Genomic DNA, 26311 nt, shown 5'->3' on the forward strand with positions numbered 1-26311 from the left:
TCACGCTGCGCAAGCTTGGTTCGTCATCCTGCGCGAGACCAGCCAGCGCCAGGTCGGATTCAGGCGCCGAGGACGGCCATGCCGATGGTGCGGGCTGCTTGGGCCTGGCGCCGGTCGAACGTCAGCATGGTTGCAGCAGGGCTCGCTCGACGGGCAGCGGCCAGGTGGATGGCGTCGAGCGACCGGCACAGCGTTTCCTCAGCGATGTGCGCAGCATCATCGAACGTCGCGCCATCAAGCTCGACGATTTCGAAGGCCTGAAGATCGACTTGAAATTCTTGGCGCTTTGATGTGAGGTCTGCTCCACCAAGAAGGCGCGCAAGGTTGCGTCGTACTTCGATCTCGGCGAGACGCGAGGTGAGCAGTACCTGTTCGGCGTTCATCAACCGAACAGCGACATCAGAGTCTCGTTCAGCGACGTAGCGCTTCGCCAGCGCGCTGGACTCCACGTAGAGCATCAGTCGCCGCGGTCCTCATCAAATATCTCGGCGATGGTGAGTCCGGAACTGGACGGAACGGGTCTTACTGGTCCGAGCCCTCCGCGCCGCTTGGCAGGAGTGATCCAGCCTTCGGCGACGCCTTGTTCGATGCGGGCCATGTCGTCCAGCGTCGCATCGTCCAGTGCAGTCAGCTGAGCGACGGGTCGCCCCCGATCGGTGACGATGATGTGCTCACCACCGGCGGCCCGCCGCACGCATTCCGACAGCTTCGCCTTCAGCTCTCGAATGCCGATGTCAGTGCTCATGTGACTACATTAGCAAGTCATGTAGTCACAATAGAAATGAACTATGACGACATCGGTGTGCAGGTCGTCTAGGTCTCCGTCGGGCGCCCCGCGGGGTCATCGTCCCCGTCGTCGGGTTCGAGGCTGTCGCCATTGGCTGCGTCGTCACTGGCTTCGTCAGAATCGGAGGCCTCGTCTGCGGTCTCGGGATCCTGGCCGTCGGTCGGTTCGGAATCCGGTTCGGCATCTACTGATTCGGCCGCTCCGGCCTCACGGTGCCTGCGCAGCGTGACGAGCGCCGCGAGGGCCAGCACCACGCCGGCAATGATCCCGCCGATCGCCGCTGGACCGAGCCCACCCCCGCCGGGTGCCGTCTCGACATAGAGCGACTCGGGGAGCTCATCCAGTGCGTCGAAGGGGAGTTCCCACGTGTACTTGGACTGGCTCACCGTGTCGGCGTTGTGCTCGACGGCATCGCCGGGCAGCGTCACCGAGAACGTCATCGTGGGCGCGTCGAAGCCCATCGCCGTGATCTGGGACAAGTCCGCCGCGCTGGTTTCCTCCTCGAATGTGCCCATGTCGAGTTCGAAGCGCCATCCGCCGCCGTCGAAGCGACGCACGCTCGGGCCGTCCTCCTCGGTCAATTCAGCTAGGACGGCGTCGCCTGCATCGGCCGTCCAGGTGGCGAGGGCAGTGATGACGCAGTCCCCGTCCTCGATGCCGACGTCAACGCTCTGCTCCACGTCGATGTCGCTCAAGCCCAGCGGGTTGTCGAAACCGGCATCGTCCGCCATCTGCTGGCAGAGGTCCTCGGAACTGCCGCCCTCGCCGAGGGCCGCAAAGCCAAGAACTGCCTCGTCGACGCGCATCGACATACCCGACGAGCCCGACTTGTCGTCCCGGAAGACGAAATCCATCTCGATGTCGACACAGGCCGTCGCCAGCAGGGCCAGCACGCATGCGGCCATCGCCCTCCGCATCATCGATCGCCAGCGTGAGGCGTTGCGAGGACGTGGACGCGAACCGGTCATGACGGCACCGTAGCCCTTTCCGAGTGGGGGCTTGCCACGGTTTGCCCAGATCCGGCCCGGCACTCGGACTTCAAGTTTCGGCAGTCTCGCAAGCAGCCGATTCAGGTGGCAGCGGGTGGGCGGAGGCGATCGGCGACGCCGCGGGTGAGTCGGTCCAAGATGCCCGCCAGTAGCACGATCGCGATGCCGGCCTCGAAGCCGCGCCCCACCGCATCGCTGCGGCGCAGTGCGTTCACGGTCTCGAGGCCGAGGCCGCCGCCGCCGACCAGCCCGGCGATCACCACCATGGCCAGCACCAGCATGATCACCTGGTTGACCGCCACCATCAGCTCGGGCGCAGCCAAGGGCAGCTCGACGCGACGCAAGCGCTGCCCGCGGGTCGCGCCAAAACTGGTTGCAGCCTCATGAACTTCTGCAGGCACTCGCCGGAGGCCGAGGTCGGTGTAGTGCACCGCAGACGGCAGCGCGTACACCACCGAGGCGATGATGCCCGGAATGCGCCCCACGTGGAACAGCGTGATGACCGGCACCAGCAGGACGAAGCTGGGAATCGTTTGCAGGAAGTCCAGCACCGGGTCTGCCAGCTTCTGGAACCGGTCGCTGTGCGAGGCCCAGATGCCCAGCGGAATGCCGATCGCCAGCGTGGCCGCTACCGCCACCACCGTCTGGGCCAGCGTGTCCATCGACAGTTCCCACATGCCCAACCAGCCGATGCCCAACAACGCGATGCCAATGCCCAGGCCCAGCGTCACCCCACGCGCCATCAGGCCCGCCAACACGCCGAGGCCGATCATGGCCGGCCATGGGATCTGTGATGAGAGCAGCTCGCGCAGCGGCGTCACCATGTACAAGGTGATGAAGTCGCTGAGCGGCCCGGTGCCAATGCCCGACGAGCCGATGTCGTAGAGGTTGTCGCGGGCCCACGCCGTGATGTCATTCACGTACGGCGAGAAGTGCCAGTGCAGCCACTCGGGGAACTTGTTGTGGCCGACGAGCCCGCCGACCACTGCCACCAGTGCTGCTGCCACAGCCAGCCAGCGGATTGCCTGCAGATCTGCAGCGCGCACAGCGATGGTTCCGTGGCCGCGGCCGCGCTCACCCAGTGTTGCAACGCCTCGAGAGAAGCGATCCAGGATGATCGCCATGATGACGATGGCGATGCCTGCCTCCGAGGCCTCGCCGACGTCGATGTCGCGCATGGCTCGCAGCACGTCCTGGCCGAGACCGCCGGACCCGATGAAGGCGGCGATCACCACCATGCTCATCGCCAGCATCGTCGTCTGATTGACACCGGCCAAGATGGCAGGGCGGGCGGCAGGGATCTGCACCAGACGCAGCGTCTGACGCTCGGTCGCACCGAACACCTCCGACGCCTCGACCATCGGGTGGGGCACGTTGCGCAGCCCGACATCGGTCAGCCGTACCACTGGCGGCAGGGCAAAGATGACCGTCGCAACCAGCGCGGGCACCCGCCCGATGCCGAACAGCAGCACGAACGGGATGAGGTAGACGAACCCGGGCATGGTCTGCATGGCGTCGAGCGTGGGACGCAGCACGCTTGCGAACCGGTCGTTACGCCAAGCGGCGATGCCCAGCGGGATGCCCGCCAGCAACGACAGGAACACCGCCACGCCCATCAGCGCCAGAGTGGCGAAGCCCTGCTGCCACAGCTCGGTCATGCCGATGAGCACCACGCCGCAGAAGCCGAGTGCCCCAGCCACCCGGCCGCGCACGCGCCACAGACCGAGGCCGCAGAAGACCGGGTACACGTACCAGGGGAACCACCGCAGGATCGCTTCGAGTCGCCGGATGCCGGCGTCGGCCAGATCGGTGACGGGGTTCAGCAGCACCGAGTACAGCCAGTGCGAGGTCTGGTTGTTGATGAGCCAGCGCCGGGTTCGATCGATCGGGTCGGCCAGCCCGAGATTCCACGACTCTGGGAAGGCCCCCACTGAGGCGGCGAAGCCGACGATCACCAGCGCGACAGATGCTGCGGCCATGGCGACAGCGACTGGCGATCGACGCCGAACGGGCGGCGTCGCAGCCCCCGCAGGCGTGGCAGCCTCGGCCGTCTGACTCATCTCAAGTTCCGCTCCAAGATGGCTGCCACGTCGTCCTGGTGCAGTACCCCAACGGGGTCACCAGCGGCGTTGCACACCAAGACCGGTCGGTGCTCCGAAAGCAGGTGCGGCAGTGCCGTCTCGAGCGTGGCGGTCTCGGTGGTGCGCGGCCAGTCGTCTTCCACCACAGCGTCGTCCAGCGGTCGCATCAGCGAGCTTGCCGGAAGCACTTTCGCGATCGGCGCATCCTGCGTGAACGCCCGGACGTAGTCGTCGGCCGGCTGGGTCAGGATCTCGAGCGGAGTGCCGACCTGGGTGAACGCCCCGTCCCTCATGATGGCAATCCGGTCCGCGAGGCGGAGCGCTTCCGCGAAATCGTGAGTGATGAAGACGATCGTGCGCTGCAGCTCGTGCTGCAGGGCCACCAGCTCGTCCTGCATGTCTCGCCGGATGAGCGGGTCGAGCGCCGAGAACGGCTCGTCGAAGAACAGCACTTCGGGCTCGACTGCGAGGGCCCGCGCCAGTCCGACGCGTTGCTGCATCCCGCCGCTGAGCTGCTGTGGATAGTGGTCGCCCCAGCCGTCGAGGCCCACGGTGGCGAGCACCTCCCGTGCCCGCTCATGGCGCTCGTCACGCCCGACGCCCTGCACCTCAAGCCCGTACGCGACGTTGTCGATGACCCGCCGGTGCCCGAACAAGCCGAAGTGCTGGAAGACCATGGCCATCTTGCTCCGGCGCAGCTCGCGCAATTCCGCCTCGCCGGCGTCGGCCAGCACCGTTCCGCACACCTCCATGTCGCCGTAGGTGGGCTCGATGAGGCGCGATATGCAGCGCACCAGCGTGGACTTGCCGGAGCCTGACAGGCCCATGACCACGAAGGTCTCGCCGGCGGACACCTCGAAGCTCACGTCGCGTACCGCCACGAGGCAGCCTGTCTCGGACTGGATCTGCTCTCGCTCAGCGCCGGTGGAGGCCAGGTCGCGCGCTGCATCGACCTTCTTGCCGAAGATCTTCCAGAGACCACTGACCGAGACAATTCGATCCATGGGCGCCTCCGCTAGCCGCGTTACCGTCCAGCCGGACGGGTTCGGGGTGTCGATACGCTGTGCTGACTGTGGCACGATCTCGCCCCCGTGATGCGGCAACCGCCGGCAGCACTGCCTCGGAACCCGCTGCCGATCGGGTCGGATCGCGATCGGGTCCGGTGCAGGAACGCGCCGTGCAGACCCGCGAGCGAATCCTGCAGGCCGCCATCGAGGTCATCCGAACCGACGGAGCTGCCAATCTCACGCTCGATCGAGTCGCGATGGCAGCAGGTGTCAGCAAGGGCGGCTTTCTTTACCACTTCGGTTCGAAGGACGCCCTGATGGCGGGCCTGTTGGACGAGACGCTCGCGGTCCTCGACGACGAGCTGGACAAACGCGAGAACAGGTTCCGTGCCGCTGATCCCGCTGCCCGGGGCACGTTCGCGCTCGCGTACCTCGACTATGTGCGCGAGCCGTACAAGGCAGCTGATGACACCTCGGCGTCGATCCTGGCGGCTGCTGCGCTCGACGACGAGCTGCTCGCGAACACCCGCGCAACGTTCGAGCGCTGGCAGGAGCGCCTCATGCGCAACGACAGACTGGCGGAGACCACTGGGCTGCTCGCACGCATCGTCGGTGACGGCCTGTGGCTCATCGACCTGTTCGGACTCGCCCCGCCGACCAAAGCTGAGCGCCACGAAGTGCTCGACCTGGTCTCGGCGATGATCTCCGATCACGATGGCAGCGAGGTCGGCGCAGATCCCCCGCAAGCCTGCCCATAGACCGGCACATCCAGCGGCGCGAGCGCCACGTTGCCGAGCAGCAGGTCGGCGGCCTTCTCGGCGATCATCATGACCGGCGCGTAGATGTTGCCATTCGTGACCGTCGGCATGACCGAGGCATCCACGACGCTGAGACCCGAGGTGCCCCGCACACCCATCGTTGCGGGTTCGGTGACGGCCAAATCGTCCGTGCCGAGCCGCGCCGTGCCTGCGGGATGCAATGCCGTCTCCGCATCGCGTGCCACCCAGTCCATGATCTCGTCGTCCGTCTGGGTGGTCGGGCCGGGCGACAGCTCGCAATCGTTGTATGCCTTGAAGGCCGGCTGGTTCATGATGTGGCGCGTCACCCGCACGGTCTCGACCCACTCTCGCCGATCCTGGGCGGTGGACAGGTAGTTGAAGCGGATCGCCGGCTTCGCAGCGGGGTCACGCGAGCTGATGCGCACCCAGCCGCGGGCATCGGAGTGCATCGGCCCCACATGGACCTGGTAGCCGTGCTTGCTGACCGGTGCCGAGCCGTCGTAGCGCACGGCCAGCGGCAAGAAGTGGAACATCAGGTTCGGATAGGCCTCGTCCGTGTTGCTGCGGACGAAGCCCCCGGCCTCGAAGTGATTCGTTGCCCCCGGTCCCCGCCGTGCCAGCCATTGCAGCCCGATCCACGGCCGGCGCCAGCGTTGCAGATTCGGCTGCATCGAGACCGGCAGTTTCGAGGCGTACTGGATATAGACCTCGAGGTGGTCCTGAAGATTCTCGCCGACTCCCTCCAGCGGGGAGACGACCTCGATGCCGTGCTGGCTGAGCAGCGCCGCAGGACCGACGCCTGACAGCTGCAGCAGCTGCGCCGAGCCGAATGCACCCGCGCACAGGATCACGTGCCCTGCGCGGGCGACACGCTGGCGGCCCCGCTGGCGGTAGGCAACCCCCGTCGCCCGGTTCCCATCGAAGCGCACCTGGCCGATCAGCGCACCGGTGCGGAGCTCCAGATTCGGGCGGTCCATCACTGGATGCAGGTACGCCCGTGCCGCAGACAGCCGCCGGCCGCGGTGAATATTCCGGTCAAACGCAGCGAAGCCCTCTTGGCGAAAGCCGTTCATGTCATCGGTCAGCTCGTAGCCGGCTTGCTGCGCGGCCTCAAAGAAGGCCTCGAACAGCGGGCTCGTCGCCGGACCCCGTTCGAGCACCAGCGGGCCATCGCCGCCGCGCCACTCGTCGGTGCCCGCCAAGCACTTTTCCATCCGCTTGAAGTACGGCAGGCAGTGCCGGTAGTCCCACGCCGCCATGCCGGGCTGGCTGGCCCACTTGTCGTAGTCGGCGGGATTGCCTCGCTGGAAGATCATCCCGTTGATGGAGCTGGAGCCCCCGAGCACCTTGCCGCGAGCGTGGTACACCCGCCGACCGCTCATGTGCGGTTCCGGCTCGGTTTCGTATTGCCAGTCGTAGAAGCGGTTGCCGATCGGCATCGCCAGCGCCGCAGGCATGTGGATGAGCACGTCCCAGCGATAGTCCCGGCGTCCGGCCTCGAGCACGAGCACCTTGGTGCTGGGGTCCGCACTCAGCCGATTGGCAAGCGCGCAGCCAGCCGATCCGCCGCCGACGATCACGAAGTCATACACAGAATCTTCCATAGACCGTATTGTTCATGATGTGATGCACAGAACTGTGACATGCCAGACGAACCCCGCCGGCGCCGGCCCCGGTGGGCCGACGCCGACGGGTCAGCGTCGGGCTGCAACCTGTGCGCTGCCCGGCTATTGGAGCCAGGCGCTCCAGGTTGCCTCGTTGTCTGCGATCCACTGCGCAGCGGCGTCATCAACCGACATGCCTTCGCCTTCGACGGCGGCAAGCATCGCGATCTGGTCGGCGCTGTCGTAGCTCATGGCTCGCAGGAAGTTGTCTGCTGCGGGGGCGTTGGAAGCGAGGCTGGCATCGATGATCTTGAACAGGACATCGGCGGGGTAGTCGCAGTCGACACCGCCGGCATCAGCTGTGCCGTAGCAATCGTCGCTGTAGTCAGGCAGAAGCACGTTGGTGAGGTTGTAACTGTTGAACGCTGAGTGCGGTGTCCACAGGTACACCAGGATCGGCTCTTCCCGGCTGTACGCGGCGTCGACGGCAGCCAAGATCGCAGCTTCGGACCCGGCGTATACAACCTGCAACGGCAGGCCCAGGTTATTGATGATGTCTTCGTCGTACTGCACGAAGCTGGGATCACCTCCCAGGAACTGTCCCAGGTCGCCGGTCTCTGCGGTGGCGAACAAGCCGGCCAGCTCAGGATCGGCGAAGCCCTCCCACGTAGCCAGCTCCGGATGGCGCTCGACCATGTAGGTCGGGATGAACCAGCCGATCTTGCCGATCGGGCCGAGCAGACCAGCATTGTCCACGTTGGCGCCCGCGTTGTCGATGAAGTCGATCACGTTCTGTGCGTGACCCGACGGCCAGACTTCGAGCGAGGCGCTCAGATCGCCGGTGTTGATGGCCGCCCATTGGGCGTTCTCGTCAATCTCGACGATCTCGACGTCGTAGCCGAGTTCGCTCTCGAGCAGCTGCGCGGCGACTGCCACGTTCAGGGCCGAGCCGTTCCACGGATTGGCGGCAAGCGTGATCGACTCTTGCGAGCCAAGATCGTCGCCGCCCGTGCATGCAGCTGCGAAGAGCCCGAGACCTGCAATCAATGCGATGAGCAGCTTCCAGCTGCTCCTCTTTCGATGCCGACGCGTTCGTGCGTCGGTCTTGCGTACTTCGGACATGGGCACCCCCCGGTTTCCTTCCCCGCCCGTCAGCACTGCCCCTCACCGGCGCCTGTCACCAGCGCCGGCTTGTAGAGGTTCGACCTGCTGCGGGTCCGGCTGTCCCGGCCTTCCCCGACCAAAAACAGGCCATTTGGACGGTTTTGAAAACCATAGCACGCCGAAAACGGGCCGCTACCGCGCACATGTGCGCGTACCGCACGACCCGAAGACGGCGAGCACCGAACCTCATCGCTCAGCCCCCGTACAGGTGGGCGTACTGTGCGGTCCGATGACGACTCCCAATGTTCTGCTGGTCATGGCCGACCAGCTTGCGCCGCACTTCACCGGCACCTACGGCCATCCTGTTGTCCAGACGCCCGCGATGGACTCGCTCGCAGAGCGGGGGGTCCGGTTCGACGCTGCGTACTGCCATTCGCCGCTGTGCGCACCCTCGCGGTATTCGATGATGACCGGCAGGCGCGCGTCGGCGATCGGCGCATGGGACAACTCGGCTGAATGGAGTGCGTCAGCGCCCACCATCGCCCACTGGCTCAATCTGGCCGGCTACCGGACGGTGCTCTCGGGGAAGATGCACTTCGTCGGTCCCGATCAGCTGCACGGCTTCAGCCGGCGCCTGACGACTGACATCTACCCGTCGAACTTCGCATGGACTCCCAACTGGGATAACGCGGATGAACGGATCGGCAAGTGGTACCACAACATGGACAGCCTCTCCGAGGCCGGCCAGGCGCTCGCCACCTACCAGATCGACTACGACTCCGAGGTGGGTTTCGCCGCACGCCGATGCCTGTACGACCTGGCCCGCGAGGCTGATGACCGCCCGTTCTTCCTGGCTGTGGCCTTCATCCACCCGCACGATCCCTACGTGGCGCGCCCCGAGTGGTGGAACCTCTACGACCACGACGAGATCGATCTGCCTGGCCCGACCCCTGCCGAGCTTGACCCGCACACGGTGCGCATCCGTGCCGGCATCGAGGCCGACACCATCGGCTGGACCCAAGAGCAGTGCCGCGCTGCCCGCCACGCCTACTACGCCAACACGAGCTACTTCGATTGGTGGCTGGGCGAGCTGCTGGGAGCGTTAGAAGAGACTGGCCGTGCCGATGACACCGTGATCATCGCCACCAGCGATCACGGCGACATGCTCGGCGACCGGGATGCATGGTTCAAGATGTCGTTCTTGGAGCGGTCCGCCCGTGTCCCGCTGGTGATGGCCGGGCCCGACATCACCCAGGGTGCTGTGCCGAACGTGTGCTCCCTGCTGGATCTGGCGCCGACGCTGGCGGACATCGCAGGGGGTCGGCCGGCTGAGCTCGGCGCTCCGCTCGACGGTCGCAGCCTGTGGCCCGCGGCGACCGGGGGTCACGACTCGGTCGATGAGACCATCGGCGAGTACATGGGGGAGATGACCTCCCATCCCATGTTCATGATCCGCCGCGGCCGCTACAAGTACATCCACTGCGACACCGATCCGCCGCAGTTGTATGACATCTCGGCCGATCCGGCCGAGCATCACAACTTGGCCGATCCTGCCGAGCATCGGAACCTGGCCGATCCCGCCGAGGGGGCTGGCGATAGTTCACCGAACGAGTCCGACCTGGCGACGTCGTTCGCGCAGGAGGTGGCAGAGCGCTGGGACTCCGAGGCGATCCGTTCGGAGGTGCTCGCATCCCAGCGCGCTCGGCGGATTGTGCACGCCGCGGCACCGCAAGGCTGGGACTTCTCGCCTCCCTCGGATCCCGCGAACACCTACATCCGCGATCACATGGACTGGGCCGAAGCTGGCCCCCGGCTGCGCTTTCCCCACGAGCAGAGCTAGCGCCACGGGCACTTCCCAACGGGCTGGCGGTGCCGTCGGGCAGGGCCCGCAACGCAGCCGAAACATCTCGGCAACAGCGCCGACCCGCACTGTGCATCGAGCGGTCACAACGGGGTGACTCCCGCGCAACACGCCTTTCCTAAGTTCGCCGGAGTCAGCCAAGTGTCGAGAGCCGAGTCCTAGGAGATTGGCCATGAAACGCAAGGTCCTTGTTTCTGTCGCGGGTGCCATCGGCGGCCTGCTCCTGTTTGCGGGGCCAGTTGGCGCACAGGACGACACAGTCACATCCGAGGTCGTTCAAGCTGTCATGGACAACCTGTGGGTGTTCATCGCCAGCGTGCTGGTGTTCTTGATGCAGGCCGGATTCGCCATGCTCGAATCGGGACTGACGCGCTCGAAGAACGTGGCCAACATCATGGCCAAGAACCTTGCCGATGCATCCATCGGCATTCTGGCGTTCTTCCTGGTCGGCTACGGGCTGGCCTACGGCGGCGACGGCAACAACCTGTTCGGCTGGGGGGCGTTCGCGCTATCGGGAATCGATCTGTTCGACATCTCCGAGGGCCTGTCCGGTTCGACCGATTTCTTCTTCCAAGCGGTCTTCGCGGCCACGGCGGTCACGATCGCCTCAGGCGCCATGGCCGAGCGCACGAAGTTCAGCACCTACCTCATCTTCAGCCTGGTGACCACGGCGATCATCTACCCGATCGTGGTCCACTGGACCTGGGGCGGTGGCCTCATCGCCAGCATCTCGATCGGCGACGCCGTGTTCAGCGACTTCGCCGGCTCCACCATCGTCCACAGCGTGGGCGGCTGGGCCGCCCTCGTGGGTGCCTGGATGCTCGGGCCTCGCATCGGCAAGTACGGCCCCGACGGGACGTCGCGGAACATTCCGGGCCACAACGTGACGCTCGCCATCTTGGGCGTGTTCATCTTGTGGTTCGGCTGGTTCGGCTTCAACCCCGGTTCCGAGCTGGCTGCCGACGAGTTCGTGATGTTCGTGGCACTGAACACGGTGCTGGCGGCATGCGCGGGCACGATCGGGGCCACGGCGCTGAACTGGCTGCGCACCGGCCGACCTGACGTGCCCATGGCAGGAAACGGCACTCTGGCGGGCCTGGTCGGCATCACCGCCGGCTGCGGCACGATGACGCCCTGGGGCGCCATCATCACCGGGTTCTTCGCAGGCCTCATCGTGGTGCTCGTGGTCGGATTCGTGGACCGCAAGCTGAAGATCGACGATCCCGTCGGCGCCTTCGCCGTCCATGGCGCTGCGGGCATGTGGGGCACGCTCGCCATCGGCCTGTTCGCCCGGTACGACGATGCCTTCCTGGGCCGGGAGAACGCCGGCCTGTTCTACGGCGGCGGCATCGAGCAGCTGATCGTGCAGTTCCTGATGGTGGTCATCGTGGCCGTCTGGGTCATCGTGACCTCGATGATCCTGTTCGGGATCCTGCGGGCCACCATCGGACTGCGAGTGACGGCAGAGGAGGAAATGCTGGGTCTCGACGTTTCCGAACACGGGGGCCCCGGAATGGCACTGGACGACGTGGTATCGAGCGGCTGACACTCGACCATGGGCTGAGTCGCCCAGCGACCACCTGCTCTGCTGTCAGCGGAAGTCCCCGGGTCTAGGCCCGGGGACTCTCCGCGTCTAGCTTCGGCTCGATGCAATCCCGAGTCCTAGTGGATGCGCTGGCGAACGTGGCGCGTGGACTGGCGATGGGTGCCGCGGATGTCGTGCCGGGCGTGTCGGGCGGCACGGTGGCGCTTCTGCTGGGGATCTACGACCGGCTGGTGGCCCAGATCGCACACCTGAGCTCGGCTGCCGGACAGGTGCTGCGCGGCCGGCTGCGGCCGGGGCTTGCAATGGCTCGTCGAGCCGATTGGACATTTCTCGCCACCTTGGCGGCGGGCATCGCCATAGCGGTCCTGGCGCTTGTCGAGCTGGTGCGGCTCGGAATCGATGAACAGCCCGTCGGTCTGTCGGCGGCTTTCTTCGGACTCGTTGCCATGACCGTCGTGACCACCAGGCACCAAGTGAGCCACTGGCGAGCGGGGCTCGTCGTGGTGTTCGTGGCCGTCGCCGTCGTGGTGTTCGTGCTGCTGGGCGTCCGGGCGGGCAGCGTCACCGATCCCGCTGCGGGGACGATCATCGCAGCCGGCGCTCTGGCGATCTGCGCCATGATCCTGCCCGGCATCTCCGGCGCCTTCGTGCTGCTGCTGTTGGGGCTCTACGACCCGATTACCGAGGCGGTGGCCGAGCGAGAACTCGGGACCGTCGCGCTGTTCGCACTCGGTGCCGCACTGGGACTCGGGCTGTTTTCCCGCCTTCTGCAATACGTGCTGGAGCGGTGGCGAGATGCCGTGATAACGGTCCTCATGGGCCTGATGGCCGGGTCCCTGCGGGTGCTGTGGCCATGGCCGGTCGGTGATGCCAACGCTGAGGGCTTCGGCAATGCCGCGCTTGGCGCCCCGCCCGCGTCAGACCTCCTGAGCGCGATCGTTGTCGCTACGGTGGCTGCGGCCGTTGCCGCGGGCCTGCACCGTTTCGGTGCACGCCAGAGGCCTGCGTGACGGCACTTCGCCGCCGATAGTCGGGATCGTTCCGCTACCGTCCGGCTCCGCCCACCCCGGATGCACATGGCCACTTCTCTTGTCATTGTCGAGTCGCCCGCGAAGGCGCGCACGATCTCGCGCTTCTTGGGCGACGACTACGTGGTCGAGTCCTCGGTCGGTCACATCCGTGACCTGCCGCGCAATGCCTCCGAGGTGCCTGCCGCCTACAGGTCCGAGTCGTGGGCGACGCTGGGCGTCAACCCCGACGACGGCTTCAAGCCGGTCTACGTGGTGACGGCCCGCGACCAGGTACGGCGTCTGAAATCCCTGCTGCGCTCAGCGGACCAGCTGTATCTCGCCACCGATGAGGACCGCGAGGGCGAAGCCATCGCCTGGCATCTGCTCGAGGTGCTCAACCCGCAGATTCCGGTGCATCGCATGGTGTTCCACGAGATCACCGCCGCGGCCATCCGGGAGGCAATCGACAATCCCCGAGATCTCGATCGTCGGCTCGTCGACGCACAGGAGGCCCGGCGCATCTTCGACCGTCTCTACGGCTACGAGGTCTCGCCGGTGCTGTGGCGCAAGGTCGCGCCGCGGCTGTCCGCAGGGCGGGTGCAGAGCGTGGCCAACCGCCTCATCGTCGAGCGCGAGCGAGAGCGGATGGCGTTCAGAGCCGCCGAGTACTGGAGCATCACCGCCACGCTCGATGCTGAGCTCCGCACAGCGGCCGGCGGGGGGGCGGAGCAGTTCGATGCGACGCTCATCTCGCTGAATGCACGACGGATAGCGACCGGTCGTGACTTCAGCCAGCAGGGAGAGCTGCGTTCGGGCGAAATCGTCGTGCTCGATGGCGGCGCCGCCGCAACGCTCGCCGATGCCATGACCGGCGCGCGGTTCGCGGTGAGCTCTCGTGAGTCCAAGCCGTACCGTCGCCGGCCTCCAGCACCGTTCATCACTTCGACCCTGCAGCAGGCTGCGGGCGCTCGGCTGGGCTTCTCGGCCTCGCGCACGATGGCAGCAGCCCAGCGGTTGTATGAGAACGGCCGTATCACCTACATGCGCACGGACAGCACCACGCTGTCGGATCAAGCGCTCGACGCGGCACGGCGCATCGTGGCCGGTCGCTATGGGGCCGAGAACCTGCCACCCAAACCGCGCATCTACACCCGCAAGGTCAAGAACGCCCAGGAGGCGCACGAGGCGATCCGCCCCGCCGGTGAGAACTGGCCTGCGCCCGGCGGCGTGACCGATCTCGGTGGTGACGCTGCCCGCCTGTACGGCTTGGTCTGGCAGCGCACGATCGCCAGCCAGATGATCGACGCCACTGGCGAGACCGTCACGATCCGGCTGGCTGGCACGGCGAACTGCGACTTGGCACCGGCACTCTCAGTGGGTTCATCGGCAACTGGCCAGCACGACCTTGAGCTGTCTGCCGCGGGCACCGTGGTGCGCAGCCCCGGTTTCCGGCTGGTGTACGCGCCGCCGCCAGCGGGTCCCGACGAGGAGCCCGAGCGCATCCTGCCCGACCTCCACGCTGGCGGTTCAGCCACCGCGATGGCCGTCGAGCCGGCCGAACACAGCACAAGCCCGCCGGCCCGGTTCACCGAAGCCTCACTGGTGCGACGACTTGAGGAACTCGGCGTCGGCCGCCCGAGCACTTACGCCAGCATCATCGAGACAATCCAGGCGCGTGGCTACGTGTGGAAGAAGGGGTCGTCGCTGGTGCCGGCGTTCACTGCCTTCGCGACGGTGGGACTGATGGAGCGGCACTTTGACCATCTGGTCGACTACGCGCTCACTGCCCGCATGGAGGAAGACCTCGACGAGATCGCGAGCGGCGAGCGCGACGCCGAGCCGTGGCTCACTGAGTTCTATTTCGGCGATCAGGATGCGAAGACGCCCTCCGACGCCCGCGGTCTGCGCTACCTGGTGTCCGATGACCGGCTCGCGGACATCGATCCGGCGGAGATCAACAGCATCCCCATTGGCATCGATGCCGACGGCGAATCGGTGGTCGCCCGAGTGGGACGTTTCGGTCCGTACCTGCGGCGCGGCGAAGCGACACGGCCGCTGCCCGACGACCTTGCCCCCGACGAGCTCACCATCGAGCGAGCACTCGAGCTGCTGTCTGAGCCCACCGAACGGGTGCTGGGTACCGACCCCGATACCGGACTCGACATCCTCGTGCGACCCGGCCGCTTCGGCCCCTATGTCTCAGTGGGACGGCCCGACGAGACCGACGAGCGCCCTCGCACGACATCGTTGCTGGGACACCAATCGCCCGAGACGCTGACGCTCGAAGATGCCCTGCAGTTGCTGACACTGCCGCGCACGGTGGGAGTTGACCCCTCTGACGGGGAAGAGATCGTCGTTCGCAACGGCCGTTTTGGGCCGTACCTGACCAAGGGCCCGGATTCCGGAACGAACGCAGAAAACCGGAGTCTTGAGTCCGAGGAGCAGCTCTTCACGCTGAGCCTGGAAGAAGCATTGGCGCTGCTGGCTCAGCCCCGCCGACGGCGCGGCCAGCAAGCCGCGAATGCAGGCCGCGAGATCGGTCAGGACCCCGACAGCGGCAAGGCGATCACCCTGCGCGACGGGCGGTTCGGACCATATGTGACCGACGGCGAGTACAACGCGTCGCTGAGGCAGGGCGACGATGCTGAGTCACTCACGCTGGAGCGTGCGGCCGAGCTGCTGGCGATACGGCGCGCCAAGGGGCCGGCCAAGAAGAGCGCAGCCCGGCGCAAGCAGCCAGCCAAGAAGAAATCCAGCGCCAAGAAGAGGGCGGCAACGAAGGCGAGCGCGAAGAAGTCCGCCACCAAGAAATCCGCTGCCCGCAAGAAATCAGCGCCACGCAAGCAATCTCCTCCATCTAGCGATTGATGACGCTCGCCCGCTCCGGCGACGCAGCCGCCCCCAGCTCAGGGCGAGAGGGCTGCGCGCCCTTGCTCCTAGTCTGCTGAGTGTCATGAATTCGGATCACTCGATCCCGTCGTTCGACGGCTCGGATGCGTCCGGCCCCGTTGCATCGGGATCGGGGCTGTTCGCTGCGCCGGGCTTCCTGCGCTTGTGGATCGCGCAGGTGGTCAGCTCATTCGGCGACTGGATCGGGCTGCTGGCGACCATTGAGGTGGCGCGGCGAATCGGCGGTGACCAGCCCGGATCTGCGATCGCGCTTGTAGTCACGGCGCGGGTGCTTCCCGGCTTCTTCCTGGCATCGGCCGGGGGCATCATCGTTGACCGCTTCAACCGCAAGCGGTTGCTGGTGATATGCGACATCGTGCGCGCCAGTGTCTTGCTCACAATCCCGTTCATCGACCGACTGTGGGGCCTGGTGGTGGCATCGCTGGTCTTGGAGCTGGCAACTTCGCTGTGGAGTCCGGCCAAGGAAGCCATCGTTCCCAACATCGTGCCCACCGAGCACCTCACGGCCGCCAACTCGCTGGGGCTCGTGGCCGCGTATGGCACGTTCCCCCTCGGTGCCGCCGCCTTCGCGGGCATGGCCAAGCTCGGCGCGGTGTTCGGCTGGACCGACATCGGCCAGGTGGAGATGTCGCTGGTTATCGACTCCGCCACATTCCTGGTGGCCGCGGCGCTCATCGCCACGCTGCCGCTGTCCCCGCACATCACTGCTGCGCATCGCAAGCGCGACAGCGAGCGCCGCATCAACTGGGGTCAGGGCTTCCGCGAGCTGCGCGAAGGCTGGGATTTCATCTTCCTGAGCCCACAAGTGCGCGCCGTGCTGGTCGGTTTGGGCACCGGCATGATCGGCGGGGGGATGCTCGTGCCGCTGGGCGCTGTCTACAACGACGAGGTGCTGGGCGCAGGCAGTGCCGGCTTCAGTTCGATGCTCGTGGCGATGGGCCTCGGCGTCGGCGGCGGGGTTGCTCTGGTCACCCTGCTGCAGAGTGCGGCGAATCGCTTCGGCCATCACTCCCGTTTCGCCGGAGCCGGTCGTGCCCGCCTCTTCGTGCTGTCGGTGTTCGTGGCCGGCGGCTCGTTGCTGTTCGCCGCCTCGGTGTCCATCACGCTGCTGGTGTTCGCCGGGGTGCTGCTGCTCGGGCTGGCGGCGGGCTCGGTGTATGTGACGGGCCTGACGTTGCTGCACGAGAACGTGGAGGAAGTGCTGCGCGGGCGGGTGTTTGCCGCGATGTACACGCTGGTGCGCTTCTGCCTGCTGATCTCCATGGCAGCCGGCGGCTTCTTGTCCGACGGCTTCAACTGGCTGTTCGATGTCGTCTTCGACAACCAGATCACGTTCGGCAACGCGGTGCTCGCGCTGCCCGGCGTGCGCGGGGCACTGTGGCTGGGAGCACTGCTGATCCTGATGGCGGGCGTGCTGGCCAGTCTGTCTCTGCGCAGCCGCCGGGGCGAAGGACGCCGCGCGCCGCAAAGGGCGGGCGACGTCGGGGACGGGCCATGACCGCCCGCGGTCGCTATATCGCGCTGGAGGGTTTCGACGGCAGCGGCAAGTCGACTCAGGCCGAGCGACTGGCAACAGAACGGGACGCCGTGCTCACCCGAGAGCCCGGCGGAACACCGCTCGGCGCATCGCTGCGGGGATTGCTGCTCGACGCCTCCGACGACGCCGTGCCTGCGCCGCGCACCGAGGCGCTGCTGTTCGCTGCGGATCGGGCCCAGCACATCGCCACAGTGGTGGCTCCCGCACTCGAAGCGGGCCGCGACGTCGTCACCGATCGCTCGTACGGTTCGACGCTGGCCTACCAGGGCTACGGCCGGGGCCTGCCACTCGACGAGCTGCGGGCGCTGATCGACTACGCCTCGCGGCGGCCAGCGGGCGCATCAATCGAGTTGCCCGAGGTCATCCTTCCCGATGTCGTCGTGCTGCTCGATGTGCCGCTGGTCGATTCCGATCGTCGGGTTCACCACCTTGATCGCATCGGCGGTGAGCAGATGTCGTTGCTGGAGGCTGGTCCCCACGCGGACCAGCCCGAAGGCGGAGAGCCGGACCGGTTGGAGGGCGAAGCGCTGGAGTTCGCGCTGCGTGTGTGGCGCAGCTATCGGGAGCTCTGCGAGGCGGAACCCGAGCGGTGGGTCCGTGTGGACGCCACCGGCAGCGTCGATGATGTTGCTGCGCGGGTCATCGACGCCGTCGCTGGGCATCCCGCGATGCGGGACTAGGCCGGTCATCGTGGCCTCAGCGTCCGGCGGCGACGATCAACCGGGCACGACAGAGCCCGCCGCGCTGTCGCTCTTCGACTTCGACGACCCGCCAGCGCCGCCGCCGGAACCGCCTCCCCCCCTCGACGAAGCGGCGGAGCAACCTGACCTGCCGGCGCCCGCGACCGAATCCGCGCGAGTTCAGGCCCCCAGCCCGCCTCCAGCCCCCGTCGCCGAGTCACGGTTCGACGCACCGCCGGCTGACGAACCACCGGTCGGCAACCTGCTCGACGGCATCGTCGGGCAGTCCGCTGCGGTCTCCCGTCTGCAGTCGGCGCTCGAATCGCCGCTTCCGGCGTACCTGTTCGTGGGTCCCGCTGGTGCGGGACTGCGCAGTGCGGCGTGCCGATTCGCAGGCGAACTGCTCGCGGCGCGCAGTGCAACGCCCGAGCGGGAGCGGCGTCTCGCCCTCGCCGAGCAGCATCCCGACCTGCTGATCTTCGACCGCGTCGGCGCTGCGATGACTGCCGAGCAGGCCCGCGACGCAGTGCGTGCAGCAGCGGTTGCCCCGGCAGCCGGTGAGCTCAAAGTCATCGTGCTTCCTGAAGTGGATCGAGCCGTACTGATCGCGCCCATCCTGCTCAAGTCGGTCGAGGAGCCGCCGCCGTCGTGCGTGTTCGTGCTGCTCGCCGAGGAGATCAACCGGCCGATGGAGACCCTGGCATCCCGCTGCGTCCGCATCGACTTCGAGGCGCTGGGCGAAGCCGACCTGCGAGCACTGCTCGTTGCCGAGGGCATCGACGACAGCCGCGCCGACTTCGCAGCGGTCGCCGCCGGAGGCTCGATCGATCGAGCTCGCCTGCTTGCCTCCGATGCGGACGCTGCTTCCAGGATCGACACCTGGCGGGGACTGCGCAGCTCGCTCGATGGCACGGCATCTGCCGCGATGGCAGCTGTCGACACAGCGTTGGAGGCGACCGAGCAGGCAGCGGCCCCACTTGAAGCCCGCCACGAGACCGAACGTGCGGACGCCGATGAGCGGGCCGAGCTGTACGGGACGAACTTCGGCCGCAGCTCGCTTGACGAGCGGCACCGCCGCGAGCTGCGGCGAGTGCGCACCGACGAGCTCACGATGGGATTCGCAGTGCTTTCGGCACAGATTCGCGATGAGGCTCGCAATGCCAAGTTGGCAGCGGAGACCGCAGCGGAGCAGCTGGCAGCCGTCGGCGATGCTGCAGAGGCGTTGCGCTTCAACGCCAACCAGCGACTCACACTGAGCTGCCTGTTCATCCGGCTCGGGCGGACAAGTCCGTAAGACCTCGCCGCTGATCGGACGCTGCGGCCGGCGAACGAGCCCGAGGTGGGGATTGAACCCACGACCTGCTCTTTACGAGAGAGCCGCTCTGCCACTGAGCTACTCGGGCAACCGGCGGCACACGGTACCAGCGGGCGGTGGTGCCCCACGAGGGGGTTCCGGCGCAACCGACCACTAATATCTGCGCTATGAACGCACTTGCTGCGCAGGTCTGGCACTACTGGTTGGCGGTACCGCTCACCATCGTGACGGTGCTGACCGTCGCCAAGCTGGTCGCGGGCTACGTGCAAAAGGTGGTTGCTCCGCGCTACCCCAAGCGCTGAGCTGGCAAGTGAGCGCTCCCGCCGACGAGCACGTCGACTGGGATTTGGCGCGCCGCATCGCCGTGCGCGTCGCTGGCACCGAGCCGCTGTACCAGTCGTATCTGGCTGAGCCGCTGCGTGCGGACTTCGCCCGGTTCGTGCCGGTTGCGGCCGAGCTGGTCGCCATTGAGACGGGTTTGGAGACGCCGGGCGAGGCTCACGCTGAGATCATCGATCGGGCGGGATGGATTGACGCCAACATCGCAGCGTTCCGGCGGCTGCTGCAGCCGCTGCTCGGTGCCCCGGCTACCCCCGATGAGCCGGCGGAGACATCACGGGTGACGCGCACGCTGGGCGCCGTTGAGCTGGGCTCGGTGCTCGGTTGGATGTCCCGCCGGGTGCTGGGCCAGTACGACCTGCTGTGGGCTTCCGACGATGAAACCACCGGCACCGCCGCGGAGACAGCGGGCGACACGGTCTACTTCGTCGGTCCGAACATCCTGGTCACCGAGAAGCGATACGCATTCCCCCCAGCGCAGTTCCGACTCTGGCTGGCGCTTCACGAGCTGACGCACCGTTCGCAGTTCACCGGTGTGCCGTGGCTGCGCCCCCACTTCTTGCAACTCGTGAACGGTCTTGTCGACGAGGCTCAGCCCGATCCCGAACGACTGCGCGAAGGCCTTCGCGCGCTGGTCGCGCAGCGCCGCGGCGGTCAGGACCTTCTGGGCGAAGGGGGATTGGCCGCTGTGTTCGCCACTGAGCAACAGCGCAGCCTGATCGCCCAGGTCGGCGGCATGATGAGCCTCGTCGAGGGACACGGTGACGTGACCATGGCCAGAGCCGCCCGCGGGCACATTCCCGATGCGGAGCGATTCGCCCTCGTGATGGCGCACCGGCGCCGAAACGCCCGCGGCATGGCCCGGCTGGTCCAGCGCCTGCTTGGCATCGAGGCCAAGCTCGCCCAGTACCGGGCGGGCGAGGAGTTCATCGCCGCGATCGAAGGAGAACGCGGACCGAAGGCCGTCAACCGGATCTGGGAGCGCGTCGAGCATCTGCCGTCCATGACGGAGATTCGCAACCCGACAGCGTGGCTGGAGCGTGTCCCGGCAGCCTGAAGCCTGCGACGGCGAACCGACGGCGCCCGCTGCGGGGGCCGACGAACTCGATCAGCTGATCGACCGTTGCACGTTCGGCGAAATCGAGCGTCGCGAGCTTGTCTGTGGGGTGTCGGGTGGTGCCGATTCGGCCGCTTTGCTGGTGCTGGCCTGCCGGTTCGCGCAGCGCAGCGGCAGTGGCGTCACCGCTGTCACTGCTGTCCATGTCGATCACGGCATCCGCGCCGACGGGGCTGTGGAGGCGGAGCGCGTCGGGGCGCTCTGTGACCAACTCGGTGCCTCGCTGAGAGTCGAGCGGCTCGGGCTCGCCCCGGGGGCCAACCTGCAGGCGCGCGCTCGCGAAGCCCGCAACGCCGCCCTGGGCCCCGAGGCGCTGGTGGGCCACACGGCCGACGACCAGGCGGAGACGGTGCTGCTGCAGTTGCTGCGCGGCGGAGCACTCGATGCGCTCGCAGCCATGCGAGCCGACCGCCGGCCGCTGCTGGTGCTGCGACGGGCGGACACCGATCGGATCTGCGAGATCGCCGGCTACGAGCCGATCCGGGATCCCTCCAATGCCGACCCGCGCTTTTGGCGAAGCCGAGTCCGTCACGAGCTGATCCCGCTGCTGTGCGACATCTCCGGCCGCGATGTCGTGCCGTTGCTGGCGCGTGCAGCCGGGCTGGCGGCCACTGACGCCGACCTGCTCGATGTGCTGGCTGCCGACATCGATCCCACCAGCGCCGCCGAACTGCGGACCGCACCGTTGGCTCTGGCTCGGCGAGCCGTGCGCGCCTGGCTGCGCACTGATCATCCGCCTGATGCCGCCACCGTCGAGCGGGTGCTGGAGGTGGCCCGGCACACCCACCGGGCTACCGAGGTCGGAGGCGGCCGCCGGGTGACCCGATCAGCCGACCAGCTCCGGCTGGAAGGGTGACCGTTCCGCCGTCCGCAACGCGGAACCAGTAGGTTCGACTCACGTGACGCCCGCACAGGCTTCGCCGTCGCCTCAAAGCGACCTCGACTCGATGCTCGCGGGCGATCCGGCTGTCGGGGAGGTACTTGTCTCTGGCCCCGAGATCGCCGAGCGGGTCGTCGAATTGGGCGCGCAGATCACCACCGACTACGCCGGCCGTGAACCGCTGCTGGTGGCGGTTCTCAAGGGCGCTGTGATGTTTGCCTCCGATCTCAGCCGCGCGATTGACCTGGCGGTCGAGATGGATTTCATGGCCGTGTCGTCGTACGGCAGCAGCACCCGTTCCAGCGGGGTTGTTCGCATTCTCAAGGATCTCGACATCGACATCGCAGGGCGGGACGTGATCTTGGTGGAGGACATCGTCGAGAGCGGTCTCACCCTGTCGTACCTGCGTCGCAGCCTGCTGGCTCGCAGCCCCGCCAGCCTGGCAGTGTGCTCACTGCTGACCCGCGAGCACAACGGCAGCTTGAACGGCCTCGTCGACTACATCGGCTTCCGCCTGCCGCCTGTGTGGGTCATCGGCTACGGGTTGGATTTGGCTCAGAAATACCGCAATTTGGCCGAAATTCGCGCGTACGACGCTTCTGCCGCCGAAGACGCCTGAAACTCCTGCGCGTTCGCCGTGCAGCGCCGGTTCGGCACCGGTAAATTCGGCTCCGTACACGCTTGCAGGGACGGCGAGCTATGAGAGGGAAGTGGGCGGAGGGCATTCAGCCCCGCAACTTCAACTGGGTCGTCGCCGAGCGCCTCGCCGTTTGCGAGCGTCCCGGCGGCTATGGCGCCAGTCACAGGCGCGTCCGTCGTCAGGAAGAGATCATCTGGCTGCGCCGCAACGGGTTCGACATGGTCGTCTCGCTGATCGCTGCGCCGCACAACCTTCACAACTATGACGAGCTGAGCCTGCGGTATCTGCACCGGCCGTGGCCCGCTTTCGACGACATGGCCGAATACCTGCAGGCAGTCCACGACGATCTGGCGCGGTTGGCCAGCGAACGCAAGCGGGTCGTGCTGCACAAGGAACGGGTCGGCGAGGACGTCTGCGGGTTCATGGCCTCGTACCTGCTGCTGTCAGGCAAGGTGCCCACCGGTCCGCAGGCGACGGCCATCACCGAGCGGATCTTCGGTCAGCGTGTCGGGCCCGAGGGGCGCCGCGTCGTTGACGTGGCGTTGGGCATCCTCGCTGATCGGAAAGCCGAGGGCTGAACTCGGTCGTGACTGCACCCAGCTCCGCTGTGTCTGATGCGTCGCCTGACGGCGACCGCTGTGTCGATGATGCGTCGCCTGACGGCGACCGCATTGAGCTGCGGGAACTGCGGGTGATGTGCGTGGTTGGCGCGCTTGCCCACGAGCGCACCGCGCCGCAGCCGCTCAGCATCGACGTGGATCTCTACGCCGACCTGAGCCGTGCGGGTGCATCGGACGACCTGGCCGACACCATCGACTACGGCGGCGCATGCGATCGCATCGTCGCGCTGTGCGCCACCGAAGCGCCCCAGCTGCTCGAACGGCTGGCCGAGTTGATTGCAGCGGACCTGTGCAGCCTCGACGCTGTGACGGCAACCACGGTCACGGTGACCAAGCTCCGCCCGCCCGTTGCGGCCGATCTGGCCACGACCGCTGTGCGAATCACCCGCCGCCGCCCGGCGTGAGCCGATGAGTCAACCCGGCGTGAGCCGATGAACAACGTCGCTGTGAGGGCGTTCGTGGGCATGGGCGCGAATATCGGCAACCCCGCCGCGCAACTGGCCGATGCGCTCGAGACCTTGGCAGACGCTGGCGTGCTGGTGGCCAGTTCGGGTGTGTATCGCAGCGCGCCGATCGGCCCATCACAGCCGTCGTTCCTGAATCTCGTGGCCGAGCTGCGCGTGGCTGAGGGCCCCTATGAGTTGCTTGCACGGTGCCAGGCTCTCGAAGCGGCTGCCCATCGCGTGCGGCGGGAGCGTTGGGGACCGCGCACGCTCGACGTCGACGTACTGCTGTTCGGCGACCTCGTCCTGCGTGATCCCGAACTGGTGATCCCGCACCCGCGCCTGCGGGAGCGCCGATTCGTGCTCGACCCGTTGGTGGAGCTCGCACCCGAGATGGTCACCGTCGGCGAGTTGGCGGCCGTGGCCGACCAGGATTGCGAGCGCATCGCTGGCCCAGACCGGCTGCGAGACCTGGCCGCAGCCTCGCCAGCCGGATGTTCGTAGTACGATTTGTGATACATTTTGACGATGCCACACGCGATCTCGGTCAGACTCGATAATGAGGCGTTTCGGGCTCTGCGGCAGGTCGAGGCCCAGGGCTTGACGCAGTCCGAGGCCGTGCGCACGTCGATCGTGCACGAAGCGGAGCGCTTGCGCGAACGGCAAGCGCTCGCTGCCGAAGTTGCATCCTTAGAGGCCGACGATGTAGATCGAGCAGAGATGGCCGCCGTCGCGAGCTTGATGGAAGACTTGCGTGCACCGGGGTGATGTCTATGAACTGCGCCTGCCCGAGGGCATCGGCCACGAGCAGCAAGGAAAACGGTTCGGCGTGGTGGTGCAGTCGGACGCACTCTTGCCCCGGTCGGTTGTCCTGGTCGCGCCGACTTCGACAAGCGCACGACAGGCCTCGTTCCGTCCAGGCGTGGAGCTCAACCGACAGCGCACGCTCGTGCTCGTAGAGCATGTCGGGGCAGTCGATGTCAGCCGGCTCGGAGACCTCGTCAGCCACCTCACACAAGAAGAACTCTGGGGTATCGACATAGCGCTCGGCACCGTGCTCGACCTGTGACCTGAGACTCACGGCCTACCTCACCCGCTGAGCTAGGCCTTCGGGACCGGGGGTGCGTCGGCGCGCAGGATGAACAGGCCTTCGGCGTTGACGCAGAGTCCCTCGGGGCCGTGCACCTCGGCGTGCTGGATGATCTTGCGTCCCGAGGTGTCATGTATCCACGCCCGCAGATGCAGCGGCTCGCCCAGCGGAGTCGCGGCGCGGTAGTGGACGGTGAGCCGGCCGGTATAGGCCTGGCGGCCCCGCATCCGGTTCAGCGCGCCCATCAGCTCGTCGATGATGAGCGCCACCACGCCGCCGTGGGTGCGTTCGGGAGGTCCCGCAAACATGGGGTCGACAACGGCTAGGCCGGTGACTGCATCGTCAGATTCCTTGAAGTACCTGACGTCCACCGACGCCGGATGCAACTGCCCTCCGCCGATGGAGAAGGGGTCGAACTCGATCTCGTCGCCAACCTCGAGCGGCAGCGGGAAGAACTGGCCTTCGTAGATCTCGCGGAGGTATGGCCGGCTCAACATGTCGTTGAGCTTCACTCGCAGCGTGCCCTGCTCCAGCCGGTCAGCAGCAGCGGTGACAGCCGCTGTGACCTCGTCGAGCACCTCGTCTTTGACCCGCCTCCCCGCCAATGCCTGGTTCAGCCGGCGCATCGCAGCGGTTGCCCGTTCGACGGCGCTCCAGTCATGTCCAGGCCCGACGGTGCTGGCCGGATCGCTGCGCGAATCCTGCTGGGTCACGGGCCGAGACGCTATCTGTGCCGCCCCGATGTACGCCCGCCGCGCCGTGCCGTGGCCTGCATCGCCGTCGGGGCATACGCTCGGAGCATGCGGCGCACCATCTTTGAAGAAGAGCACGAAATGTTCCGCGAAACGGCACGGGCCTTCGCCGAGCGCGAGATTGTCCCCAACCACGAGAAGTGGGAATCCGACGGCAAGGTCGACAAGGCCATGTTCCGCAAGGCCGGAGACGTGGGCCTGCTGGCCACTGCCGTCGACGAGCGCTACGGCGGCGGCGGAGTGCCGGACTTCCGCTACAACGCCATCCTCAACGAGGAGATCATGTCCGCCGGCGTGGCTGGCTCGGGCATGTGCATGACGCTGCACAACGACGTCTGCCTGCCGTACTTCATCAACCTGTGCGATGAGTCCCAGGCCGAGCGGTGGATGCCGGGGTTGTGCAGCGGTGAGCTGATGAGCGCCATTGCGATGACCGAGCCGGGCATCGGCTCGGATCTGGCCTCGATGAGCACGACGGCAATCCGCTCCGGTGACGGGTACGTCGTGAATGGCTCGAAGACGTTCATCACCAACGGCATCAACTCCGACCTCGTCATCGTGGCGGCGAAGACCGATCCCAGCGAGAAGCACCGGGGCATGTCGCTGATCGTGCTCTCCGAGGGCATGGAGGGATTCGAGCGGGGGCGCAATCTCGACAAGCTGGGCTTGAAGTCTCAGGACACCGCCGAGCTCTTCTTCGACGACGTGTTCGTGCCCGAAGAAAACCTTCTCGGCGGCGAGGGCAACGGCTTCACGAGTCTGGTGCGCAACCTGCCCCAGGAGCGGCTGTCCATCGCGGTGACTGGCGTGGCACACGCGCAGGCCGCATTCGACTGGACTGTCGAGTACGTGCGAGAACGGCAGGCTTTCGGCCAGAGCATCGCCTCGTTCCAGAACACCCGCTTCGAGCTCGCCGAGATGAAGACTGAGCTCGATATCGCCTGGGTGTTCGTGGACCGCCAGATCGAGGCCCTCAACGAGGGCGAGCTGACGGCGACCGACGCCGCAGAGGCCAAGTGGTGGGTCACCGAGATGCAGCTGAAGCTCATCACTCGCTGCCTGCAGCTGTTCGGCGGCTACGGCTTCATGTCCGAATACCCCATCTCCAAGGCGTACGCCGATGCCCGGGTGCAGACCATCTACGGCGGCACCACCGAGATCATGAAAGAGATCATCGGCCGCGAAGTCACCGGCACCCGATAGGCAGCAGGCAGAAGGCG

The 26311-nt window shown here is 66.8% G+C and carries 26 protein-coding genes and 1 tRNA gene; 18 read left to right on the plus strand and 9 right to left on the minus strand.

Annotation, left to right across the window (positions count from 1 at the left end; translation table 11 throughout):
* Positions 1-59 precede the first annotated feature (59 nt).
* The 5 genes from ACOCMM_RS02415 to ACOCMM_RS02435 form a co-directional block, all read right to left on the minus strand.
* Complete coding sequence (locus tag ACOCMM_RS02415; RefSeq protein ID WP_419551607.1) at positions 60-458, minus strand: type II toxin-antitoxin system VapC family toxin; 399 nt, start codon at positions 456-458, stop codon at positions 60-62.
* On the minus strand, positions 458-745 hold the full coding sequence (locus ACOCMM_RS02420; protein WP_419551608.1) for a type II toxin-antitoxin system Phd/YefM family antitoxin: 288 nt from the start codon (positions 743-745) through the stop codon (positions 458-460). Before ACOCMM_RS02420 ends, ACOCMM_RS02415 begins: the two co-directional genes overlap by 1 nt.
* A gap of 68 nt (positions 746-813) precedes the next feature.
* Positions 814-1755 (minus strand): hypothetical protein, encoded by a 942-nt coding sequence (locus ACOCMM_RS02425; protein WP_419551609.1) that lies wholly within the window; start codon positions 1753-1755, stop codon positions 814-816.
* 101 nt (positions 1756-1856) lie between these two features.
* On the minus strand, positions 1857-3836 hold the full coding sequence (locus ACOCMM_RS02430; protein WP_419551610.1) for an ABC transporter permease: 1980 nt from the start codon (positions 3834-3836) through the stop codon (positions 1857-1859).
* Positions 3833-4861 carry a quaternary amine ABC transporter ATP-binding protein gene (locus tag ACOCMM_RS02435; protein ID WP_419551611.1) on the minus strand — a complete coding sequence of 343 codons (1029 nt, stop codon included), beginning with the start codon at positions 4859-4861 and terminating at the stop codon, positions 3833-3835. The genes ACOCMM_RS02430 and ACOCMM_RS02435 overlap by 4 nt, the downstream gene beginning before the upstream one ends.
* A gap of 68 nt (positions 4862-4929) precedes the next feature.
* Between ACOCMM_RS02435 and ACOCMM_RS02440 the strand changes: the two genes are divergently transcribed.
* The gene (locus ACOCMM_RS02440; protein WP_419551612.1) at positions 4930-5622 is read left to right on the plus strand and encodes a TetR/AcrR family transcriptional regulator; all 693 of its coding nucleotides are present in this window, start codon (positions 4930-4932) and stop codon (positions 5620-5622) included.
* On the opposite strand, the gene betA is transcribed toward ACOCMM_RS02440, so the two are convergent.
* Positions 5574-7247, minus strand: a complete 1674-nt coding sequence (gene betA / locus ACOCMM_RS02445) for a choline dehydrogenase (RefSeq protein ID WP_419551613.1) — start codon at positions 7245-7247, stop codon at positions 5574-5576. The two genes, ACOCMM_RS02440 and betA, sit on opposite strands and share 49 nt — an antisense overlap.
* A gap of 123 nt (positions 7248-7370) precedes the next feature.
* Positions 7371-8405 (minus strand): glycine betaine ABC transporter substrate-binding protein, encoded by a 1035-nt coding sequence (locus ACOCMM_RS02450; RefSeq protein WP_419551614.1) that lies wholly within the window; start codon positions 8403-8405, stop codon positions 7371-7373.
* Between the two features lie 235 nt (positions 8406-8640).
* Here ACOCMM_RS02450 and betC point away from each other — a divergent pair, with 235 nt between their 5' ends.
* The 7 genes from betC (at position 8641) to ACOCMM_RS02485 (ending at position 19189) form a co-directional block, all read left to right on the plus strand.
* Complete coding sequence (gene betC, locus ACOCMM_RS02455) at positions 8641-10191, plus strand: choline-sulfatase (protein ID WP_419551615.1); 1551 nt, start codon at positions 8641-8643, stop codon at positions 10189-10191.
* 193 nt (positions 10192-10384) lie between these two features.
* On the plus strand, positions 10385-11758 hold the full coding sequence (locus ACOCMM_RS02460) for an ammonium transporter (protein WP_419551616.1): 1374 nt from the start codon (positions 10385-10387) through the stop codon (positions 11756-11758).
* 101 nt (positions 11759-11859) lie between these two features.
* Positions 11860-12768, plus strand: coding sequence for a DUF368 domain-containing protein (locus tag ACOCMM_RS02465; RefSeq protein ID WP_419551617.1), 909 nt, complete (start codon positions 11860-11862; stop codon positions 12766-12768).
* Positions 12769-12834: 66 nt separating this feature from the next.
* Positions 12835-15636 (plus strand): type I DNA topoisomerase, encoded by a 2802-nt coding sequence (gene topA, locus ACOCMM_RS02470; RefSeq protein WP_419551618.1) that lies wholly within the window; start codon positions 12835-12837, stop codon positions 15634-15636.
* Positions 15637-15721: 85 nt separating this feature from the next.
* Complete coding sequence (locus tag ACOCMM_RS02475) at positions 15722-17176, plus strand: MFS transporter (protein WP_419551619.1); 1455 nt, start codon at positions 15722-15724, stop codon at positions 17174-17176.
* On the plus strand, positions 17173-17895 hold the full coding sequence (gene tmk / locus ACOCMM_RS02480) for a dTMP kinase (RefSeq protein WP_419551620.1): 723 nt from the start codon (positions 17173-17175) through the stop codon (positions 17893-17895). Before ACOCMM_RS02475 ends, tmk begins: the two co-directional genes overlap by 4 nt.
* A gap of 10 nt (positions 17896-17905) precedes the next feature.
* A complete protein-coding gene (locus tag ACOCMM_RS02485) occupies positions 17906-19189 on the plus strand; it encodes a hypothetical protein (protein ID WP_419551621.1) in 1284 nt (427 codons plus the stop codon).
* A gap of 37 nt (positions 19190-19226) precedes the next feature.
* On the opposite strand, the gene ACOCMM_RS02490 is transcribed toward ACOCMM_RS02485, so the two are convergent.
* A tRNA-Thr gene (locus tag ACOCMM_RS02490) sits at positions 19227-19298 on the minus strand.
* A gap of 79 nt (positions 19299-19377) precedes the next feature.
* On the opposite strand from ACOCMM_RS02490, the gene ACOCMM_RS02495 reads away from it, so the two are divergent.
* The 9 genes from ACOCMM_RS02495 to ACOCMM_RS02535 all read left to right on the plus strand — a co-directional run bounded on the left by ACOCMM_RS02495 (position 19378) and on the right by ACOCMM_RS02535 (position 24318).
* Entirely contained in the window at positions 19378-19512 is a 135-nt protein-coding gene (locus tag ACOCMM_RS02495; protein WP_419551622.1) for a hypothetical protein, read from the plus strand.
* An 8-nt stretch (positions 19513-19520) separates the two neighbouring features.
* Positions 19521-20606 (plus strand): zinc-dependent metalloprotease, encoded by a 1086-nt coding sequence (locus ACOCMM_RS02500; protein ID WP_419551623.1) that lies wholly within the window; start codon positions 19521-19523, stop codon positions 20604-20606.
* Positions 20590-21522, plus strand: coding sequence for a tRNA lysidine(34) synthetase TilS (gene tilS, locus ACOCMM_RS02505; RefSeq protein ID WP_419551624.1), 933 nt, complete (start codon positions 20590-20592; stop codon positions 21520-21522). Before ACOCMM_RS02500 ends, tilS begins: the two co-directional genes overlap by 17 nt.
* 91 nt (positions 21523-21613) lie before the next feature.
* On the plus strand, positions 21614-22165 hold the full coding sequence (gene hpt / locus ACOCMM_RS02510) for a hypoxanthine phosphoribosyltransferase (protein ID WP_419554807.1): 552 nt from the start codon (positions 21614-21616) through the stop codon (positions 22163-22165).
* Between the two features lie 80 nt (positions 22166-22245).
* Positions 22246-22764, plus strand: a complete 519-nt coding sequence (locus tag ACOCMM_RS02515) for a hypothetical protein (protein ID WP_419551625.1) — start codon at positions 22246-22248, stop codon at positions 22762-22764.
* 8 nt (positions 22765-22772) lie between these two features.
* Entirely contained in the window at positions 22773-23210 is a 438-nt protein-coding gene (gene folB, locus ACOCMM_RS02520) for a dihydroneopterin aldolase (protein WP_419551626.1), read from the plus strand.
* A gap of 27 nt (positions 23211-23237) precedes the next feature.
* Complete coding sequence (gene folK / locus ACOCMM_RS02525; RefSeq protein WP_419551627.1) at positions 23238-23753, plus strand: 2-amino-4-hydroxy-6-hydroxymethyldihydropteridine diphosphokinase; 516 nt, start codon at positions 23238-23240, stop codon at positions 23751-23753.
* Positions 23754-23777: 24 nt separating this feature from the next.
* On the plus strand, positions 23778-24017 hold the full coding sequence (locus ACOCMM_RS02530; RefSeq protein WP_419551628.1) for a hypothetical protein: 240 nt from the start codon (positions 23778-23780) through the stop codon (positions 24015-24017).
* Positions 24004-24318: a type II toxin-antitoxin system PemK/MazF family toxin gene (locus ACOCMM_RS02535; protein ID WP_419551629.1), complete on the plus strand. Its 315-nt coding sequence runs from the start codon at positions 24004-24006 to the stop codon at positions 24316-24318. The genes ACOCMM_RS02530 and ACOCMM_RS02535 overlap by 14 nt, the downstream gene beginning before the upstream one ends.
* 32 nt (positions 24319-24350) lie before the next feature.
* Here the strand turns inward: ACOCMM_RS02535 and ACOCMM_RS02540 are convergent, their stop codons facing one another.
* On the minus strand, positions 24351-25052 hold the full coding sequence (locus tag ACOCMM_RS02540) for a PaaI family thioesterase (protein ID WP_419551630.1): 702 nt from the start codon (positions 25050-25052) through the stop codon (positions 24351-24353).
* Between the two features lie 87 nt (positions 25053-25139).
* Between ACOCMM_RS02540 and ACOCMM_RS02545 the strand changes: the two genes are divergently transcribed.
* Positions 25140-26294: an acyl-CoA dehydrogenase family protein gene (locus ACOCMM_RS02545; RefSeq protein WP_419551631.1), complete on the plus strand. Its 1155-nt coding sequence runs from the start codon at positions 25140-25142 to the stop codon at positions 26292-26294.
* The last annotated feature ends 17 nt before the right edge of the window (positions 26295-26311 follow it).

The organism is Candidatus Poriferisodalis sp., assembly GCF_965198245.1.
Lineage (GTDB): Bacteria > Actinomycetota > Acidimicrobiia > Acidimicrobiales > Poriferisodalaceae > Poriferisodalis.

Bases quoted from the DNA above. Each gene is read 5' to 3' on its own strand.
- ACOCMM_RS02415 (WP_419551607.1), bottom strand. From the start codon at position 458: ATGCTCTACGTGGAGTCCAGCGCGCTGGCGAAGCGCTACGTCGCTGAA.
- ACOCMM_RS02420 (WP_419551608.1), bottom strand. From the start codon at position 745: ATGAGCACTGACATCGGCATTCGAGAGCTGAAGGCGAAGCTGTCGGAA.
- ACOCMM_RS02425 (WP_419551609.1), bottom strand. From the start codon at position 1,755: ATGACCGGTTCGCGTCCACGTCCTCGCAACGCCTCACGCTGGCGATCG.
- ACOCMM_RS02430 (WP_419551610.1), bottom strand. From the start codon at position 3,836: ATGAGTCAGACGGCCGAGGCTGCCACGCCTGCGGGGGCTGCGACGCCG.
- ACOCMM_RS02435 (WP_419551611.1), bottom strand. From the start codon at position 4,861: ATGGATCGAATTGTCTCGGTCAGTGGTCTCTGGAAGATCTTCGGCAAG.
- betA (WP_419551613.1), bottom strand. From the start codon at position 7,247: ATGGAAGATTCTGTGTATGACTTCGTGATCGTCGGCGGCGGATCGGCT.
- betC (WP_419551615.1), top strand. From the start codon at position 8,641: ATGACGACTCCCAATGTTCTGCTGGTCATGGCCGACCAGCTTGCGCCG.
- ACOCMM_RS02460 (WP_419551616.1), top strand. From the start codon at position 10,385: ATGAAACGCAAGGTCCTTGTTTCTGTCGCGGGTGCCATCGGCGGCCTG.
- ACOCMM_RS02465 (WP_419551617.1), top strand. From the start codon at position 11,860: ATGCAATCCCGAGTCCTAGTGGATGCGCTGGCGAACGTGGCGCGTGGA.
- topA (WP_419551618.1), top strand. From the start codon at position 12,835: ATGGCCACTTCTCTTGTCATTGTCGAGTCGCCCGCGAAGGCGCGCACG.
- ACOCMM_RS02475 (WP_419551619.1), top strand. From the start codon at position 15,722: ATGAATTCGGATCACTCGATCCCGTCGTTCGACGGCTCGGATGCGTCC.
- tmk (WP_419551620.1), top strand. From the start codon at position 17,173: ATGACCGCCCGCGGTCGCTATATCGCGCTGGAGGGTTTCGACGGCAGC.
- ACOCMM_RS02495 (WP_419551622.1), top strand. From the start codon at position 19,378: ATGAACGCACTTGCTGCGCAGGTCTGGCACTACTGGTTGGCGGTACCG.
- hpt (WP_419554807.1), top strand. From the start codon at position 21,614: ATGCTCGCGGGCGATCCGGCTGTCGGGGAGGTACTTGTCTCTGGCCCC.
- ACOCMM_RS02515 (WP_419551625.1), top strand. From the start codon at position 22,246: ATGAGAGGGAAGTGGGCGGAGGGCATTCAGCCCCGCAACTTCAACTGG.
- folK (WP_419551627.1), top strand. From the start codon at position 23,238: ATGAACAACGTCGCTGTGAGGGCGTTCGTGGGCATGGGCGCGAATATC.
- ACOCMM_RS02530 (WP_419551628.1), top strand. From the start codon at position 23,778: ATGCCACACGCGATCTCGGTCAGACTCGATAATGAGGCGTTTCGGGCT.
- ACOCMM_RS02545 (WP_419551631.1), top strand. From the start codon at position 25,140: ATGCGGCGCACCATCTTTGAAGAAGAGCACGAAATGTTCCGCGAAACG.